The following is a 16,453-nucleotide window of genomic DNA, read 5'->3' as shown; positions in this document are numbered from 1 at the left end:
CCGGTGCTGGTGCGGAGCACGGACGCGTCGGCCTGACGCACCGCCTCCACCGGCTCCCTGCTGTGGTTCGGCTCAGTCATGAGGAACGACGGCGACGGGGCAGCGCGCGTGGTGGACGGCGGCTTGGGCTACCGGGCCCAGGCGTGGTGCCAAGGGCGGATGGTGTTTGCGTCGGCCGACCACCAGCAGCCCGGCGCTCTCGGCATCCCGCACGGCGGCTTTGGCGGGGCTTTCGAGCCGGACCACGTCGACCACCTGCACACCGGGGAACTTCTCACGCCACGGGCGGAGCACCTGGTTCAGCTCCTTCTGAGCGTCCTGTGCGATTTCCTCGGTCACATCGTGGTCGATGCCCCAGGGAACGTATGCGTGGACCGGCAGGCTCCGGCCGTGGACAGCCCGAAGGGGCACGTTCCGCGCCGCGGCGGTGACGAAACCGAATTCGAGCAGGTCCTCGCACGGGCCGTGCAGTTTCAGCGCCACGATTACGGCGCCCGCCGTACCCGGAGTGGGCTGCAGCCCTTCTTTATGAGTTTCGGCGCGTACCAGGACGACCGGGTGCTCGGCCCGTGCCACCACGGGCATGCTGATGTCGCCCAGGAAGTAGCTCTCGACGGGCCCCAGCCCTCGCGAACCGAGCACGACCATCTCGGACTCCGAGGCCGCTTGCAGCAGCGCGTCCAGGGCGTCGTCCGCGACCAGGTTGCCGACGATGGAAAGTCCCGGGTGACGTGCCTGGAGCTCTGCCCGCGCATTGTGGACGATCCGCTTGGCCCAGTAGTTCTGATCCACCTCCGAGGGAACGTGGGTAGGTTCCGGCGCCAGCAGGGGCCACGCGTGCAGCAGGCGCAGCGTGAGCTTGCGCCGCTCGGCTTCCTCGGCGGCCCAATGGGCGGCGGCAAGGCTCTCGGGTGAGCCGTCGAGGCCCACGGTGATGGCTGGCTCCATGGCGACTGCCTCCGTCTCGTACGAAGCTGGAACGACGGTGAACGAGTCCTCTCGTCCAGACTGCGCCGGTATGCCGAGGGCGGCCTCTTCTCATTCGAGGAGTACCCCAAAGTCTCCCGCGACGCATGCGGACCCCTGCGTGGCAGGGCTCGGCAACGTGTGGAGTCCGGCACGAAGAGGAGGCGAGAGCAGTGGCGATTCCCCTGGTGGTCGGTATCGACGGGTCCGAGGCGAGCCTGGAGGCGGTGGACTGGGCCGCCGAGGAGGCGGTCCGACATGGCGTGCCGCTCCACCTCGTGCACGCGGTGGTGCCGGACCACGAGGCGTCCGACCTGATCGCCGCTGCCTCGGAGCGGGCCAGGAAGAGCGCTCCCACGGTGCGGTTGTCGAGTGAGGTGCTGCGTGAGGACGCGGCGTCCGAGCTGGTCAGCAAGGGGCGCAATGCTTTCGCGCTGGTACTCGGGTCCAGAGGGCTCGGGGATCTCGCCGGGCTGCTGTTGGGTTCGGTCGGTCTGGCCGTGGCGGCGCGCGCCGATTGCCCGTTCGTCGTGGTGCGCGGCGGGTCGGAGTACCGGAACGCTCGGTTCGGGAACGTCGTCGTCGGCGTCGAGGACGGGGAAGGAAACGGCACGGCAGTGCAGTTCGCCTTTCGAGAGGCGCATGTGCGGCGCTGTCGGCTGGTGGCGGTGCACGCCTGGAATGTCCCGTTCGGTGCTCCCTCCGAGCCTCCGCCCCCGTCCGAGTACGCCATGGAGGCCCTCCGGCGCTCGCCGACGCAGGTGCTCGACGGCGCGCTGCGAGGCCCCACGGAGCGGTACCCGAACGTTTCGGTGAGCCGACAGGTGATCGAGGGGCCGATTCGGCAGGCACTTCTGGAAGCCGCGGCAGGCGCCGACCTGCTCGTGGTCGGAGCCCGCCGACGACGCGGGCACGTACGTCTCCAGCTGGGCCTCGTCAACCACGCGGTGTTGCATCACGCGCCGTGTCCGGCCGCGGTCGTTCCGCAGATATGACTGTCACCGATGGGGAGGGCGGAGCCCATGGGGGCCAAGTGGTCGCATCAATGGGACGTTCGGCCCTTTACCGGGATCGGTCGGCCGCTTGATCGTGGTAGGGGAACCGACCAGCGCTAGCTGGAGGCCAGGTCATGAGTGCACAAGGCTCGCAGAACCCTTCCAGTGCCCGCCCGCCGCACTGGGAGCTCCCGTCCAAGGGCGCGAACCCGCTCAGGCGTACGTCCGACAGGATCGAGTGCTGGTTTTTCCGTTTCCTGATGCTGGTACTCGCCCTCGGACTGCCGGTGGCCTCGCTGAGCGCAGGGCTGACGGTCTACGAGTCCTTGATGCGCACCGTGCAGGCGCAGTCGGCGGAGCGGCACGAGGTCACCGTCCGGCTGACTTCGGACGCCGAAGGAGCAGGCAAGGGTGCGGACGGCGCCATGCAATCGGCGCACGTTCGATGGACCGACAGGGACGGCAGAGAAAGGACCGGAACGGCACTCGTGAAGTCGGGCGCGGGCAAGGGCGCGACCGCGCGGATCTGGGTGGACAGGCAGGGAACCATCACCGATCCACCGATGAGCGCGAACAACGCGACGGCTACCGGCTGGATGGTGGGCGGCATGACGTCGATCGCGGTGGCCGGCGGGGTCTTCGCGGTGAGGGTGGGCATGCGCCAGGTGCTGGACCGCAGAAGGTACGCGCAGTGGGACGCCGAGTGGGACCTGGTGGAGCCCCGTTGGTCGGCGCGCTTCCGCCGGTGACAGGCCGTGGGCCGCTCCGGCGCAGAGGAGGTGAGGGTGATGTCCGATGCGACGACCACCGACCTGTACGAGGTGACGATGGCGATGTCGTATCTGCGAGAGGGGATGACCGGCCCGGCGACGTTCAGCCTCTTCGTCCGCAACCTGCCGTCCGACCGGGGCTTTCTGGTGGCCGCAGGATTGGAGTCGGCCCTGGATTTCCTCTCCGGTCTTCGTGTCGGCTCCGAGGACATCGATGCCTTCGCTGCGGCGCTGCACCGGCCGTCCTGCGATCTGGAGCCGCTGCTGGGTCTCGAGTTCACCGGCCAGGTGCGGGCGGTGCCGGAAGGGCGGATCGTGCTCGCGGGAGAGCCCCTGCTGGAGGTGACCGCTCCGCTTCCGCAGGCGCAGTTGGCCGAGACGTATGTGCTCAATCAGCTCAGCCATCAGACGGCGATCGCTTCCAAGGCCGCGCGATGCGTGCTCGCCGCCGCCGGACATCCGATCGTGGACTTCTCCCTGCGGCGCACCCACGGCCCGCAGGCCGGCTACCAGGCCGCCCGGCTGAGCGCGATGGTGGGCTTCGCCGGGACCAGCAACGTGGCCGCGGCCACCGCCGAAGGCGTGCCCGCGGTCGGCACCATGGCCCACTCGTTCGTGGAGGCATTCGCGACGGAAGACGAGGCCTTCCGCGCCTTCGCCCGGGCCCACCCCGGCCCGGTGACGCTGCTGGTGGACACCTACGACACCGGGACCGGCGTCCACATCGCGGCGCGCGTACTGCGGGACCTCGACCGCGGGCCCGGCTCGGCGATCCGGCTGGACAGCGGCGACCTCGGAGCCCTGGCGGTACGGGCGCGAGCCATCCTCGACGCCGCCGGCCTGCCGGACGTACGGATCGTCGCCAGCGGTGGTCTCGACGAGTACTCCGTGGACGAACTGATCCGCTCCGGCGCGCCGATCGACACCTACGCCGTCGGCACCCGCGTGGGCGTCTCGGCGGATGCCCCGTATCTGGATTCCGCCTACAAGTTGGTGGAGTACGACGGTCGCCCGGTGATGAAACTCTCCTCGGCGAAAGTGACGGCACCTGGGCGGAAACAGGTGTTCCGTCGTGCTGGATACGCCGACGTGATCGGCCTTGTCGACGAGCAACCGACGGACGATGCCCAGCCGTTGCTGGAGACCGTGATGCGGGAAGGACGGCGTACGGGCAAGCGCCCCGCTCTGGACGCGTGCCGGGAGAGATGCGCCGCTGATCTGGCGCAGCTGCCACCGGTGGCCCGGCGGATCCGAGCTCCCGTCGCGCCGCGGGTGACGGTCTCTGAGCGGCTGAGCACGCTCGCCGACCAGGTCCGTCGCCGAATCGAGGAGGGGGCACCGGCCTTTGGCGCGCGGTCCCGGAGCCTGGAACGAAGCACATCCGGATCGCATCGTTCCGTATCAAGGTGAGGAGGAAAGCGATGTCGCACACCGTGGAGTGGAAGGTCCGTCTCCACCTCTTCGAGGACGAGGGAACGACGAAGGCGCGGGTGGTGCTGGGCACCGGAGCCACGGCGCTCATCGGACGTGGGGTCGCGCACTGCAACCCGGCGGACATGTACGTTCCGGAGCTCGGTGACGAACTGGCGGCCGGCCGGGCGATGCGCGACCTCGCCCAGCAACTGGTGAATGCCGCCGAGCGCGACATCGAAGGCCTGGGCGCGCCCGGGACCGGGTCGTGCACCCGGCAGGTCGCCGGGTGGCCCATGTGAGCAGCAGCTCCGCCCCCTGCACCGGCCCCGGTTATGGACGCGACGTCTCACGCTCCGGTGGTGGGACTCCGGGCGTCGTAGGGAATCAGGCTCTTGAAATCGACGGATCCGCCGAGGGTGACCTGTCCCTCGCGCACCTCGACCGTCACATCCGAGGGAAGCAGACCCATGGTCTGCTCCAGCACATCCCGGGTGATCTCGTCGCGGATGGCGTCGTCACGGCGCAGGAAGATCCGCAGCAGGTCGCTGCGGCTGACGATGCCCTGCAGCCTGTCCGTCTCGTCCACGACGGGCAGCCGCTTGACGCTGTGGACCTCCATGAGGCGAGCCGCCTCGACGACACTCCACTCCGGACGCGCACACCGCCGGGGCCGACATCAGTTCCTCTGCCCTCGTCCCTTCGGCCTTGGCCCGCTCCCACGCCTCCAGATCCGGAATCGCTGTCAGACCGGACGGGTCGGCCTGGTCCGCGGACTTGCGCAGCAGGTCGGCCTCGGACACGACACCCATCGGGCGGTCCAGTTCATCCACCACGGGTACCGCGGTGACATCCTTCTCGGAGAGCAGTTTGACGATTTCCTTGAACGGCAGATCCCGTCGCGCCCGCACAACCACTTTGGTCATGAGTTCTGCGACCGTTCGGTGGCGCATGTCGCGTCTCCCTTCCGCGGCACGTTTCATGCCGCGTCGCATGCGGCGGCATCCCGTGCGTGGCACGTTGGGTACAGCATCATTTTGAGGAGGCGGTGGCGATCATGCGAGCTCAACTCGGCGATCACATCGTCATTGAGAGCCCGGCGACCGGCGCCACCAGGCGCGACGGCGAGATCGTCGGACTTCACCATGCGGACGGCACACCTCCCTACGACGTGCGCTGGTCGGATACTGACGACGTGACGCTGGTGTTCCCCGGGCGCGACGCCCATGTCCGTCACGTTGAGCACGGGCCTGGGAGCGATGGGACCCACGCACCTTCCCAGCCGGGCCTGGGTGAGGCAGGTGCCGCGTCCGACAGGACTGCGCCGCTTGGGCCACCCAACCCTGGCGACATCGGTCGGCGCGTGGCCGCCGAGCGCGAGCGGCAGGGGATGAGCCGGACGGAAGCAGCCCGACGCGCCAGAATGGCGCCGGGCACCCGCGTCAAGCTCACCAGCATGGCGAGCCCCGCCGTCGAACGACCGGAGGTCGCCCAGGCCGATCCGGACATCGACGGGCGCCCTGCCCGTGTGCATGTCGCCGGAACCGTCACCGAAGCCGTGGACCTGCTCGCGGAGCAACTGGGGCGGCTGGCGCAAGTTCGTCTCCCTCACCCGCGAGTCACCCGATGAGGCCTCCTTCGAGCCGGAGACGATGGACTACGGCTTCCATCTGTTCACCGACATCGGCACCGGCGAGAACAGCGTGCTGTACCGGGCCGGCCCGACCGGTTACCGCCTCGCCCAGGTGCACCCCCGCCCCCATCTGGTCGGCCCCGTGGCCGTGCCGCCGGCCGTCAGCGACCTCCCCGCCCCCCGGATGAGCGTGGCCGAGGCGGAGTGGCGGCTCTGCACCTGACCGGATTCCCGTTCATGTTCTTCGCCGACGACACCACCGGTCGGGGCGACACCCTGTACCGCCGCTACGACGGCCACTACGTCCCGACCGGTCTCACCGAGTGGCGGCCCCGCCGATCACCGCCTCGTGAGGAGACTCGACATGACTCAGCACCACTCTCCTGAACCTGATGACGTGCCCGGGCCGGACGACCGGCTTGGTCGGCTGGAAGCACAGGTGGCCACCCTGGCCGAGGCCGTCCGGGCACTCGCCCGAGGCCTGGAGGACATCCCGTCACAGGAGACTCTGCCGACGGAGGAAGCAGCCCGTGGAGCGCGACTGGCCCACGAAATCCTGCTCTCCCAGGGTCTGTAGGCGCATCGTGGTACACGAAACAAGGAGGTGGCCGCCATGGCTGAGACCAGGGAAGGACGTAGGCCGATCGTGGTCGGTGTCGACCCCGATCCCCACGAACGCATGGCGCTCGCCTGGGCCGCCGACGAGGCGGCCCGGCGCCGCCTGCCCTTGCTGCTGGTCCACGCGCAGGGCGTGCCGACCCCCGGGTACCGGCCGACGGGCGGGCGGCCGTCCTGGGAGGAGTGGAACGACACGCTGCACGTGGCGGGGGACAGCGCGCTGAAGGAGGCGGTCGCTTTCGTCGAGTCCCGGCATTCGAAGGTGCGGGTCTCCGGGGTGCTGGTGGAGGGTGACCCGGTGTGGGCGCTGCGTGAGCAGGCTCAGGACGCCACCGTGGTCGTGCTCGGCTCGCGCCATCTGAGTGCTGTCCAGGAACGGTTCACCTCCGCCGCCGTCGCCTTGCCGCTCATCGCCCACGCCCCCTGTCCGGTGGTGGTCGTGCCGGAGCCGGAGCACATCACCCAGCAGCCGGCGTACTTCGTGGTCGGTGTGGATGGCAGCCCGCATTCCGCGGCCGCCGTCGACTTCGCCTTCGAGGAGGCCGCCCTGCGCGGCGCCCTCCTGCGTGCCCTGTACGTGTGGCACCCCCCGCGGCACGGAGTCGTGGACGAAGACGCGGCCCTGCAGGAGTCCCGTCGGCTGCTGTCGGAGACGGTCGCCGGGCGTACCGCAGCCCATCCGGGGGTGGAACTTCACCACGAGGTGGTATGCGGACACCCGGTCCGGGTCCTGGCCGACGCGTCCGAACACGCCCTCGGTCTGATCGTGGGCACACGCGGGCACGGCGGCTTCACCGGTATGCTCCTGGGCTCCGTCAGCCAGGGCGTACTGCACCACGCCCGATGCCCTGTCATCACCGTCCCGCACACGCCCGAGTAGCCGTCGTTTCACCCGGAAGGCGGCTCCTCGTTCTGGAGCGCGGGACGGCGGCCGATCCCGTACGCGCCGAATGCGTCGGCCCGCAGGGCGCCCGGCCGGTGCGGCCCGGGCGCGGCACCGGCCCGAGTGCGTAGGAGTTGATGCCGCCAGCTCCCGCCCCGCCGGCCTCGCCCGACAACGGATCAGCGTGCTGTTAGCGATGCTCCGCGACGGCACCTTCTACGCACCCCGAACCCCACGCCCCACTTGACGAAAGACATAGAGGCACCCCCCCGCGACATGGCAGCCCGCTCACACGGGCAGCCGCCCCGTGCACCAGCGGCGTGGACGACACCGGTGATCGCCGGGTAGTGCCGTGCGTAGGCCAAGTCGCGGTCGAGGCTTCACAAGCAGGCCACGAACCGCTCGGTGTGCGCGGTCACCGGCTCAGTCAAATCCCCGCCCCGGGCGGGTGGGTGGAGCGAATGCGACACTGAGGGGGGAGGCGGGGGCACCGCTGCTGTGGACGTTGCCGTGAGGGACATCGAACACCACGCCGCCGCCGACGAGGCTCGCCACGCCACGCCGGGCCGTCCCTGGACACTTCGGGAGGAGCCGCGCCATGACGCGCTGGGACGCTATCTCGGCGCCGTCGCCGCCGCGACGGCCGGCAGGGCCGCCGAGCAGCCTCCCGCCCCGGAAAAACCCGAGCCGTCCGTTTCCCCGGTCGGCCGACCCCCGGCCCGCGAACCGGGCGGGCTGTGCGTGCGCGACGTCATGCGGGTACCCGCCGTCTCCGTCCCCGGCGACATGCCGTTCCTGGACGTTGCGCACACGCTCTCCCGCGAGCAGGTGAACGCGGTACCGGTGGTCGACGCCGAGGACCACGTGATGGGCGTGGTCTCGGAGTCCGATCTGCTCGCCAAGGCCGCCGTGATGGCGGAACCCCATTGGCACGGTCCGATCGGCAGACTCCGGCAGCACAGCCTCTACGAGAAGAGCCGCGGTGACACGGCGGCCACCCTCATGACCTTCCCGCCGGTCACCGTACGCCCGGCGCAGCCGGTCGCGGACGCCGCCTGGACGGCGGCGCACGCGCGACTGAAGCGGCTCCCCGTCACGGATTACCAAGGCCGGCTGGTTGGTGTGGTGAGCCGGGCCGAGCTGCTGCAGGCCCTGATTCGCAACGACGCGGACATCCGTGCGGAGGCCGAGTCGCTGCTCCAGCGGCGGCTGCCGGCTCCCGCCGCTGCCGAGGTGACGGTCGAGAACGGCGTGGTCACCGTGACGGGGAAACTGGACCGGGCGCTCGTCCCGCCACTCCTCGAATCGCTCCGGGACATCGCGGACGTGGTTGATGTCGTCGACCGCATCGATGCCCCCTGATCCCTTCGGCTCCTCTCAGGAGGCGTGTGGGACGAGGAAGTGGGCATAGCCGGACAGAGGGGGACGTCCCACGCCGCCCGCCGCCGCACCGTGACTTGAGTCGCGGCGTGGCGGGTCGGCCGACGGGACTGGTGCTTCCGCGCCTTGCCCCGGCCGGCGGGACGGATGCTTCCCCGGGAGTACGGGGACGGGCTTCACCCACGTGGACCATCTATGAAGAGGCTCGTGGATACGTTGCTGACGCCGCCCGTATCTCGCCGAGAACCCTCTTCGCGGGCGGGATGCGATAGCCCGGGAGCGGGTCGATTCGGAGCTCTGCGGCGCTGTCTTCGGCATATGCTCCGAGAGCGAGGCCAACTCGGTTGGCTCGAGCGGGCGCCGCTGCCCAGGCGTTTCGCGGAACAAGGCCGTGGGGCGATGGCGAGCCCGGCGCCGACGGGGAGACATGCATGGAGTGGTTGGTCTCGCTGGCAGGTGTCGGCCTGGTCATGGCCGCCCTGCGGGACTTGTTCCACACGCTCTGGCACCCCACCCGCCACGGCGGTCTGAGTCGCCTCGTCATGTCTGCGCTGTGGAGACTGGCCCGGCATCTTCGTGTGCGCGGGCGTGTGGTCGGACTCGTCGGGCCGCTCGCCATGGTCACGGTGGTCGGCATGTGGGCCGTCACGATCATCCTGGGCTGGGCCATCGTCTACTGGCCCCACATGCCAGGGGCGTTCACCTTCGCGCCTGGTTCCAAGGCGGCGCAGCAGCCGGCGCTGCTCGACTCCGTCTACCTGTCACTTGTCATGGTCGCCACCCTCGGGCTGGGGGACATCACGCCCGCCGCAGGCTGGCTTCGTCTGGTCTCGCCGCTGGAGGCCCTGGTCGGCTTCGCCCTGCTGACAGCCTCGGTCGCCTGGGTGCTGCAGATTTACCCGGCGCTGAGTCGCAGGAGGGTCCTGGCGATCCGGTTGGCGCTCCTCCAACGCTCGGACCCGTCCGTCCACCAGCTCGACTGCCCGGTGGGCGCCACACTGCTGGAGAATCTGGCCACCGAGGTGGCACGTGTCCGGATCGACTTCACACAGTACGCCGAGGCCTACTACTTCCATGACGGTGAGGACCACTCGTCCTTGGCGGCCACGATCGGCTACGCGGCTGACCTCGCGCATCGTGGACGGGCGGCCCGGCGGTCGGATGCGCGTCTGACCGGCGAACTGCTCGCCGGTGCGCTGGAAGACCTTGCCACCATCCTTGACCAGCGCTTTCTCCACACCGGCGGAACACCGACGGAAGTCTTCGCCGCCTACGCCGCCGACCACGGCCGAAGCCTCACGCAGTACTGACCACGCCACCCCGGTGGACGCATGTCATTCCGTCGGTCACTGGTGGTGGGCCCGCGCAGTGCGTCGGGCCAGGCGTCGCCCAGCGTCCGTGCGGTCGTCGAAGCGCATGCGCCACCTCCTCGTGCGCGCACCTGCATCAGGGCGGCGGCAATCCGCCCTCACCTCAATTGGAACGCGCTTCCGCCCAGTTCGGCAGGGGCAATCGCCCCGAGTGGGGGACTGCCGGGCCCTGCCGCACGACTGGGACGGTGGGAGACTCCTTGCCGGTATTCGTCCTGCGGCGGCTCCCGCTCCTCGGCCACGACCAAGGGGGGCACCACGTCGCGAAGCGTTTGCCTTCCTCACCGCTCACGTGCGGCATCGTCGAAGACGGCGAAGTATCCCGGCCCCCTGCGGAAGCCGGAACCGCGGCAGACGGCTCCACACGCACGCGTCGGACGAAGGTCGATCCCGGGACCCGCGGCGGGCATCCCGGTGAAGGTGTGGACGGACCGCAAGGGCGTTCTGGTCTTCAAGTCCTCCACCGCGACGGAGGTGAGGCCGCAGGCGGCTCTGGGTGGCGTGCTGGTCGGGCTGAGTGCCGCAGCCGCAGTGCTGCTCGGCGGAGGGGTGGGACGCGGGTGTCTGGAACGTCAGCGCATGGCGGAGTCGGACGCGGAGTGGCTGCGGGTCGGCCCTCAGTGGCGGAAGCGGATGATCGGCTGACAGGGCAGGGCCGACAGGGTCCCGTACGGGGTCGGTCGGCCCATGCATGTCCCCGTTCCGCGCGTGACGATGGAAGTGGACAACAGCGGAGAGGAGGGCACATGAGCGGCAAGATCGAGCGGCTGCCTGGCTGGCAGGCGCTACCGGACATGTTCGGCTGGGTCGAGTCCGGGCTCCCCGGGGTGCACATGGTTCCGGGGTTGCACGGCATCCGGATCGAAGAGCACCTGGCGGTCGGGGCGTACGTGCTGCGGGCCGAGCTCCCGGGCATCGACCCCACCAAGGATGTCGAGATCACCGTGACGGAGGGCGTTCTGACCCTGCGGGCCGAGCGCAGTGAGGAGACGACGGAGAAGGACCGCAGCGAATTCCGCTACGGCACGTTCGCCCGTTCCGTCCGGCTGCCGGCCGGCGCCAAGGGCGACGAGGCGACTGCGGAGTACAAGGACGGTGTCCTGACCGTCACCGTCCCGGTGCCGGAGGCGAAGGCGGGCACCAGGACCATTCCGGTGCGGCACGTCTGAGCGCGAGTTCGCGCGGAACCGCACACCTCCGTGCGTGGCGCCGCGCTCGGGTGTGTCCGTTCCGCCGCAGATGGATACGTTCAGACAAATCGGCGCGACCGGTAAGAATCCGCTCCCGCTGACGGTGAACAAACCGGCGGCCAGCGGGACTTGGCCACTGGGGTGAGCGACGTCCTGGCGCGGGTAATTGATGTCCTGGCAGGGGCGGGCGAGGATGGGTGGCCGCTGCGGGGGCTGCCGTCGGCACCTCCACTCGTCGGCAGCCGGCTTCGGAGCCTGGCCTCGAACGCTTCTGGCGGGCCCGGCTGTCGGGCTGCGTTGATCCAATGGTCAGCAGATGCGCGGGAGTTGTTCTCCCAGCGGCATGTCCACCACGCGTCGGGCGCCGACCAGCGTGCGCAGCGTGACCCGGCCGCTCGGACCGTCTGCCAGGACCTCACCGATGCGGACCGCGCTCCGGCCCTCGGGGAGCGAACGCATCGCTGCGAGCGCCTCGTCCGCCGCCGACGGTGAGACGAAGGCGACCAGACAGCCCTCGTTGGCGACGATCAGCGGATCGAGACCGAGCAGGTCGCAGGCGGAGGCGACCGGCTCCGGCACCGGGACGGCGCTCTCATCGATCTCGATGGCCACGGACGAGTCGCGGGCGATCTCGTTGAGGGACGCGGCGAGTCCGCCGCGGGTCGGGTCGCGCAGGGTGTGGATGTGTTCGCCGAGCGGTGCCATGGCATGGACGAGGCGGTGCAGGGGCCGGCTGTCCGAGGCGATGTCGCTTTCGAAGCCGAGCCCTTCGCGGGTGGACAGCACGGTGGTGCCGTGCAGCCCGATCGGGCCGGAGAGCAGGACGGCGTCCCCGGGACGGGCGAGAGCGGCGGACGGGCGCAGTGCGCCGTGCCGCCGGCCGATGCCGGTCGTGTTGATGAACACCTTGTCCGCCGCACCGCGGCCCACGACCTTGGTGTCGCCGGTGACGACCGGGACTTCGGCGGCACGGGCGGCCTTGCCCAACGACTGGAGGACCTGGCGGAGTTCGGACAGCGGGAGCCCTTCCTCGACGATCAGGGCGACGGTCAGGGCGAGGGGCCGGGCGCCACGCATCGCGAGATCGTTGACCGTGCCGTGCACCGCCAGGGAGCCGATGTCGCCGCCGGGGAAGAAGAGCGGGCTCACGACGAAGCTGTCGGTGCTCACCACCAGGTCGAGGTGGCCGGGCAGCAGGGCGGCGTCCTCCAGCGGGCCGTCCTGGCCGTCCAGGGCGGGCAGCACGAGCGCGTCCAGGAGCTCGGCAGTCAGCCGGCCTCCGGCGCCATGGCCGAGCAGGACGAGTTCGTCCTCGTGGCGGGGAGCGGGACATTCGATGCTCACGGGGTTCATGACGATGACACTTCCTTCGTGCGACCGGCGGCGTGGAAGGCGGCACAGGTCCCCTCGGTGGAGACCATCGGTGCGCCGAGCGGATGGCGGGGGGTGCAGCGGGTGCCGTAGGCCGTGCAGTCGGTGGGCAGGCGGGCCCCGGTGAGGATGGCCCCGGCGATGCACTCGGGGTCTTCGGCCGGGCGCAGCCCGGCGACCTCGAAGCGGCGGGCCGCGTCGAACTGCCCGTATGCGTCGGCGAGTTCGAGGCCACTGTCGGGCAGTGCGCCGATACCGCGCCACGCCCGGTCGGTGACGCGGAAGGCCGTGCGGACCGCAGCCTGCGCCTCGGTGTTGCCGAAGCGGCGCACCGCACGTACGTACTGGTTCTCCACCTCGAAGCGCCCGTGTTCCAGTTGGTCCACCGCCATGAGGATGCCCTCCAGCAGATCGAGCGGCTCGAAGCCGGTGACCACGATCGGCACCCGGTAGCGGGCGGCGATCGGCTCGTACTCGCGCCAGCCCATCACCGCGCAGACATGCCCGGCGGCGAGGAAGGCCTGCACCTCGCAGTCGGGGTCGTCGAGCAGCGCGGTCATCGCGGGCGGTACGAGGACGTGGCTGACCAGCATCGAGAAGTTGGTGAGGCCGAGGCGGGCGGCGTGCAGTACGGCCATGGCGTTGGCGGGCGCTGTGGTCTCGAACCCGACCGCGAGGAAGACTACTTCACGGTCCGGCCGGTCCTGGGCGATGCGGACCGCGTCCATCGGCGTGTAGACGACCCGTACGTCCGCGCCGCGCGCCCGCAGCGACAGCAAGTCGGTCGCGGAGCCCGGTACCCGCAGCATGTCACCGAAGCTGGTGAAGATCACTCCGGGGCGGACGGCGATGGCCATCGCCCGGTCCAGGGTCTCCAGCGGGGTGACGCACACCGGGCAGCCGGGGCCGTGGATCATGCGGATGCCGGCCGGGAGCAGCTCGTCGATGCCCTGGCGGACCAGGGTGTGGGTCTGTCCGCCGCACACCTCCATGATCCGCCAGGGCTTGGTCGCGGTGCGGCGCAACTCGTCGAGCAGCTGCCGGGCGAGGGCGGGGTCGCGGTATTCGTCGAGGTACTTCACCGCGGGCCACTCCGCGCCGAGCCGCCGGAGAGGTCGAACTCGACGTCGACCACGCCCTCGATGGCGCGCACCAGGCGGGCGGCCACCGGCACCAGCGAGGTGTCCCTGGTCCTGCCCGTGAGGGTCACGACGCCCTCGGCGACCTGGACCTGGATCGGCTCGACGGGCGCGGGGAAGAGGTGCGCGACCACTTCACGGCGGACCTCCTCGGCGATCTCCTCGTCCGAGCGCAGGAAGACCTTCAGCAGGTCCGCCCGGCTGACGACGCCCTCGAGCATGCCCTCGTCGTTGACGACCGGCAGTCGCTTGACCTGACGCTGAGCCATGATGCGCGCGGCCTGCGCAAGGGTGGCGTTCGCGTGGACGGTGACGGCCGGCGTGGTCATCAACTCGGCTGCCGTCACCGCTCCCGCCTTGGCGAGGTCGGACAGATGGTGTAGCTGGGCCTGCCGGTCCGGGTCGCTGTCGCGGTACTCCTCCTTCGGCAGGAGATCGGCCTCGGAGACGACTCCGATCACCCGGCCTTCGCCCTCCAGAACGGGAAGGGCGCTGACCTTCCACTGCTCCATCAGTTTGACGATGTCCTTGAACGGGGCGTCGCGGCCGACGGCGACGACTGTATGTGTCATCACGTCGCTCACGATGCTCGGGCTGCCGTCCACGGTGTCCTCCTCAGGATTTCAGGTGCGTTCGACGGTGAGGTCGAGGAAGTGGGTGGCGCAGGAGATGCACGGGTCGTGGTTGCGGATGGCCCGCTCACACAGATGCGTCAACTCCTCGTCATTCGCGTCATGTTCGGAGATCGCCGACTGCGCGACACGGGCCAGGTCGTCCTCGATGGCGCCCTGGTTCTGCGCGGTGGGCGGCACGAGGCGGACATCGGTGAGCGTGCCCTCGGCGTCCAGCCGGTAGCGGTGGTAGAGCAGGCCCCGCGGCGCCTCCGTCGCGCCGTGACCGGTCCCCGCGACCGGCGGCACCTCGACGTACGGGCGGCGCGGCGGCTCGTACGCGTCGATGATCCGCAGCGCTTCGTCGATCGCGTACACCACCTCGACGGCCCGCACCAGGATCGAGCGGTACGGGTTGCGGCACACCGCACCTTCCCCGGGAGCGCCGAGCCCGGCCGCACGGGCCGCATCCAGGGCCGTACGCGACAGCCGGCGCCCGCTGATCGCGAACCGGGCGAGGGAACCCGTGAGATGACGGCGTGCGTCCAGCCGGGAGTACAGGGCGGTGGAGTGCGGCACGTGCTCCTCGCGGACGTGGTCGAGGAAGGCGTGCAGGGGGAACGCGGCAAGGGTGCCGTCGGTACGCAGCGCGTTCGGGGTGCCGTGCTCGATGGCGTACGTCTGCGGGGAGGCCAGCGCCAGGAAGTCGGCGTCGACGGCGGCGTCCGGGAAGTCGAAGCCCGCGACCCACCGCACCGTCTCCCACGCGTCGTCGGCCGCACGGCGCAACTGCTCCGCCAACGGGCGGAGTTCAACGTGTGAGGGCGTCCGGTGGAAGCCGCCGAGGCGCACGTTGACCGGGTGGATGGCGCGGCCTCCGAGGAATTCGAGGATCGCGTTGCCCGCCTTCTTGAGCCTGAGTCCCCGCTCCACGGCGGCGCGCTCGGTGCGGGCGAGCTCGATCGCGCTGTCGCAGCCGAGAAAGTCCGGCGCGTGCAGGAGGTAGATGTGCAGGGCGTGGCTCTCGATCCACTCGCCGCAGTACAGCAGTCGGCGCAGGTCCCGGATCGGCTGGTCGACGCCGACCCCGCAGGCGTCCTCGATCGCCTGGCAGGCGCTCATCTGGTACGCCACCGGGCAGATCCCGCAGACCCGGGCCGTGATGTCGGGCGGCTCGGTGTACGCGCGGCCGCGCAGGAACGCCTCGAAGAAGCGGGGCGGCTCATAGATCTGCAGTCGCGTCTCCTCGACCCTGCCCCGGTCGACACGCAGATGCAGGGCGCCCTCGCCCTCGACGCGGGCGAGCGAGCCGACGCGCAGGACACGGGATCCCCCGTGGGTCATGACTCGGGCTCCTTCGCGAAGGCCGCGGCGTTGAACGTGCGCAGGAAGCGTTCGGTGGCCGGGTCGTCGAGGCCGTCCCGGTGCAGCAGAGGGATGAGTGCGGGCAGATTCGCGGAGCCCGAAGGCCCGAAGCAGCCGTAGCAACCGCGCCCGTACGCCGGGCAGATCGCGCCGCATCCCGCGTGCGTGACGGGGCCGAGGCAGGGCGTGCCGTGGGCGACGGTGACGCAGACCGTGCCGCGGCGCTTGCACGCGAAGCACACGCTGTGGTTCGGAACGTCCGGCTTGCGGCCGGCCAGGAAGGCGGTGATGACCTCCAGGAGCTGACCGCGGTCGATCGGGCAGCCGCGCAGCTCGAAGTCCACGTCCACATGGGCCGATACGGGGGTGGAGGTGGCGAGGGTGTCGATGTAGTCGGGGCGGGCGTAGACGGTGCGGCGGAACTCCTCGACGTCCGCGAAGTTACGCAGCGCCTGGATGCCCCCGGCGGTGGCGCACGCGCCGATGGTCACCAGGAAGCGGGACTGCGCCCGGATCTCCCGGATACGCGCCGCGTCGGCGGACGTGGTGACCGACCCCTCGACGAGGGCGAGATCGTACGGGCCGGGCCGCACAGCGCTGGAGGCCTCCAGGAAGTGGGCGATCTCCACCCGCCCGGCGAGCGCGAGGAGTTCGTCCTCGCAGTCGAGGAGCGTGAGCTGGCAGCCGTCGCAGGACGCCAGTTTGAACACCGCGAGCGTGGGTGCGGTCACCGTGAGCTTGGGTGCGGTCAT

Annotated in this window: 17 protein-coding genes and 2 pseudogenes; 12 read left to right on the top strand and 7 right to left on the bottom strand. The window is 70.4% G+C overall.

The window, feature by feature from the left end; translation table 11 throughout:
- Positions 1 to 72: 72 nt before the first annotated feature.
- Complete coding sequence (locus tag ACIBK0_RS44625; protein ID WP_399093863.1) at positions 73 to 948, bottom strand: universal stress protein; 876 nt, start codon at positions 946 to 948, stop codon at positions 73 to 75.
- A 191-nt stretch (positions 949 to 1,139) separates the two neighbouring features.
- On the opposite strand from ACIBK0_RS44625, the gene ACIBK0_RS44620 reads away from it, so the two are divergent.
- From ACIBK0_RS44620 to ACIBK0_RS44605, 4 genes are all read left to right on the top strand, one after another.
- The gene (locus tag ACIBK0_RS44620; protein WP_399093860.1) at positions 1,140 to 1,961 is read left to right on the top strand and encodes a universal stress protein; all 822 of its coding nucleotides are present in this window, start codon (positions 1,140 to 1,142) and stop codon (positions 1,959 to 1,961) included.
- Positions 1,962 to 2,095: 134 nt separating this feature from the next.
- A complete protein-coding gene (locus tag ACIBK0_RS44615; protein WP_399093857.1) occupies positions 2,096 to 2,710 on the top strand; it encodes a hypothetical protein in 615 nt (204 codons plus the stop codon).
- A gap of 39 nt (positions 2,711 to 2,749) precedes the next feature.
- A complete protein-coding gene (locus ACIBK0_RS44610) occupies positions 2,750 to 4,141 on the top strand; it encodes a nicotinate phosphoribosyltransferase (RefSeq protein WP_399093854.1) in 1,392 nt (463 codons plus the stop codon).
- 11 nt (positions 4,142 to 4,152) lie between these two features.
- The gene (locus ACIBK0_RS44605) at positions 4,153 to 4,443 is read left to right on the top strand and encodes a DUF1876 domain-containing protein (protein WP_399093851.1); all 291 of its coding nucleotides are present in this window, start codon (positions 4,153 to 4,155) and stop codon (positions 4,441 to 4,443) included.
- Positions 4,444 to 4,523: 80 nt separating this feature from the next.
- On the opposite strand, the pseudogene ACIBK0_RS44600 reads toward ACIBK0_RS44605, so the two are convergent.
- Positions 4,524 to 5,094, bottom strand: a pseudogene (locus tag ACIBK0_RS44600) (CBS domain-containing protein); the annotation flags it as partial.
- A gap of 104 nt (positions 5,095 to 5,198) precedes the next feature.
- On the opposite strand from ACIBK0_RS44600, the pseudogene ACIBK0_RS44595 reads away from it, so the two are divergent.
- From ACIBK0_RS44595 to ACIBK0_RS44560, 8 genes and pseudogenes are all read left to right on the top strand, one after another.
- A pseudogene (locus ACIBK0_RS44595) lies at positions 5,199 to 5,573 on the top strand (DUF1918 domain-containing protein); the annotation flags it as partial.
- A 220-nt stretch (positions 5,574 to 5,793) separates the two neighbouring features.
- The gene (locus ACIBK0_RS44590) at positions 5,794 to 5,997 is read left to right on the top strand and encodes a hypothetical protein (protein ID WP_399093848.1); all 204 of its coding nucleotides are present in this window, start codon (positions 5,794 to 5,796) and stop codon (positions 5,995 to 5,997) included.
- A gap of 141 nt (positions 5,998 to 6,138) precedes the next feature.
- Entirely contained in the window at positions 6,139 to 6,351 is a 213-nt protein-coding gene (locus ACIBK0_RS44585) for a hypothetical protein (protein ID WP_399093845.1), read from the top strand.
- Positions 6,352 to 6,387: 36 nt separating this feature from the next.
- A complete protein-coding gene (locus tag ACIBK0_RS44580; RefSeq protein ID WP_399093842.1) occupies positions 6,388 to 7,272 on the top strand; it encodes a universal stress protein in 885 nt (294 codons plus the stop codon).
- 513 nt (positions 7,273 to 7,785) lie between these two features.
- The gene (locus ACIBK0_RS44575) at positions 7,786 to 8,637 is read left to right on the top strand and encodes a CBS domain-containing protein (RefSeq protein ID WP_399093839.1); all 852 of its coding nucleotides are present in this window, start codon (positions 7,786 to 7,788) and stop codon (positions 8,635 to 8,637) included.
- Positions 8,638 to 9,086: 449 nt separating this feature from the next.
- Positions 9,087 to 9,965 carry a potassium channel family protein gene (locus ACIBK0_RS44570; RefSeq protein WP_399093836.1) on the top strand — a complete coding sequence of 293 codons (879 nt, stop codon included), beginning with the start codon at positions 9,087 to 9,089 and terminating at the stop codon, positions 9,963 to 9,965.
- 474 nt (positions 9,966 to 10,439) lie between these two features.
- Complete coding sequence (locus ACIBK0_RS44565; protein ID WP_399093833.1) at positions 10,440 to 10,670, top strand: hypothetical protein; 231 nt, start codon at positions 10,440 to 10,442, stop codon at positions 10,668 to 10,670.
- 101 nt (positions 10,671 to 10,771) lie between these two features.
- Positions 10,772 to 11,194, top strand: a complete 423-nt coding sequence (locus tag ACIBK0_RS44560) for an Hsp20/alpha crystallin family protein (RefSeq protein WP_399093830.1) — start codon at positions 10,772 to 10,774, stop codon at positions 11,192 to 11,194.
- A gap of 330 nt (positions 11,195 to 11,524) precedes the next feature.
- On the opposite strand, the gene hypE is transcribed toward ACIBK0_RS44560, so the two are convergent.
- Genes hypE through ACIBK0_RS44535 form a run of 5 tightly spaced genes read right to left on the bottom strand, consistent with a single transcriptional unit; the run spans position 11,525 to position 16,453 of the window.
- Positions 11,525 to 12,568, bottom strand: a complete 1,044-nt coding sequence (gene hypE / locus ACIBK0_RS44555; RefSeq protein ID WP_399093827.1) for a hydrogenase expression/formation protein HypE — start codon at positions 12,566 to 12,568, stop codon at positions 11,525 to 11,527.
- A complete protein-coding gene (hypD, locus tag ACIBK0_RS44550; RefSeq protein WP_399093824.1) occupies positions 12,565 to 13,668 on the bottom strand; it encodes a hydrogenase formation protein HypD in 1,104 nt (367 codons plus the stop codon). The genes hypE and hypD overlap by 4 nt, the downstream gene beginning before the upstream one ends.
- The gene (locus ACIBK0_RS44545; RefSeq protein ID WP_399093821.1) at positions 13,665 to 14,330 is read right to left on the bottom strand and encodes a CBS domain-containing protein; all 666 of its coding nucleotides are present in this window, start codon (positions 14,328 to 14,330) and stop codon (positions 13,665 to 13,667) included. Before ACIBK0_RS44545 ends, hypD begins: the two co-directional genes overlap by 4 nt.
- 18 nt (positions 14,331 to 14,348) lie before the next feature.
- Positions 14,349 to 15,680, bottom strand: coding sequence for a Ni/Fe hydrogenase subunit alpha (locus tag ACIBK0_RS44540; RefSeq protein ID WP_399093818.1), 1,332 nt, complete (start codon positions 15,678 to 15,680; stop codon positions 14,349 to 14,351).
- Positions 15,677 to 16,453: an oxidoreductase gene (locus tag ACIBK0_RS44535; protein ID WP_399093815.1), complete on the bottom strand. Its 777-nt coding sequence runs from the start codon at positions 16,451 to 16,453 to the stop codon at positions 15,677 to 15,679. Before ACIBK0_RS44535 ends, ACIBK0_RS44540 begins: the two co-directional genes overlap by 4 nt.

Source organism: Streptomyces sp. NPDC050564 (assembly GCF_044457265.1).
GTDB lineage: Bacteria > Actinomycetota > Actinomycetes > Streptomycetales > Streptomycetaceae > Streptomyces.
The sequence above is the reverse complement of the archived record's forward strand: the minus strand, read 5'-3'. Positions and strand labels throughout refer to the sequence as shown.